The following is a 746-nucleotide window of genomic DNA, read 5'->3' as shown; positions in this document are numbered from 1 at the left end:
TGCGCGGCGACGTGTCGCGCGGCGCGGTGAACGCGCCCGCCCTCGACGCCGCCACCCGCGAGGCGCTCGGCGCGTACCTCGACCTCGGCGAGAAGCTCGGCAAGATCAGCGGTCAGCTGCTGCCCGGCGCGAACGAGCTGGAGGTGGAGTTCCGCGGCAGCTTCCCCGCCGACGTCGCGCCCGTCGTCACGAGCGTCCTGATGGGCTACCTCAGCGGCGTCACGGACGAGCGGCCCAACCTCATCAACGCGCGCGCCATCGCCAAGGAGCGCGGCCTGCGCGCCGTGACGCGCGAGGGCGGCGAGTCCGAGTTCTACCAGTCGGAGGTGCTCGTCGTGGCCCGTCAGGGCGAGCGGACCCGCACGGTGGGCGGCACCGTCTTCGGGAAGCTGCCGCGCCTCACGCGGCTGCGCAACTTCCGGGTGGAGGTGGAGCCCGAGGGGCACATCCTGATCCTTTCCAACCAGGACCGTCCGGGCGCCGTCGCGCAGCTCTCGTCGCTGCTCGGCGGCTGGGGCGTGAACATCGCCGGGATGGCCCTCGGCCGCGCCGAGAAGGGCGGTCAGGCGCTGTTCACCCTCACCCTCGACGACGCCCTCACGAACGAGCAGCTCGACGAGATCCGCGCGCTCGACGTGATCGACTCGGCCTTCCTGGTGCGCGTCTGATGAGCGCCGAGTCCCGGCCCGCCACGCGGGACGCTGCCCGCGAGGCGCGCGCGCGCCTGTCGCGTCCGCGTCTGCTCG

At 73.5% G+C, this 746-nt stretch carries 1 protein-coding gene; it reads left to right on the top strand.

The window, feature by feature from the left end; all coding sequences use genetic code 11:
- Positions 1 to 668 (top strand): ACT domain-containing protein (locus tag DEIPI_RS27210; protein ID WP_045233315.1); only part of this gene is annotated, 668 nt, incomplete at its 5' end.
- Positions 669 to 746: the final 78 nt, after the last annotated feature.

This window comes from Deinococcus pimensis DSM 21231, assembly GCF_000519345.1.
GTDB classification, from domain to species: Bacteria; Deinococcota; Deinococci; order Deinococcales; family Deinococcaceae; genus Deinococcus_A; species Deinococcus_A pimensis.
Note: the sequence above shows the minus strand (reverse complement) of the source record. Positions and strands in the feature narration are given on the sequence as shown.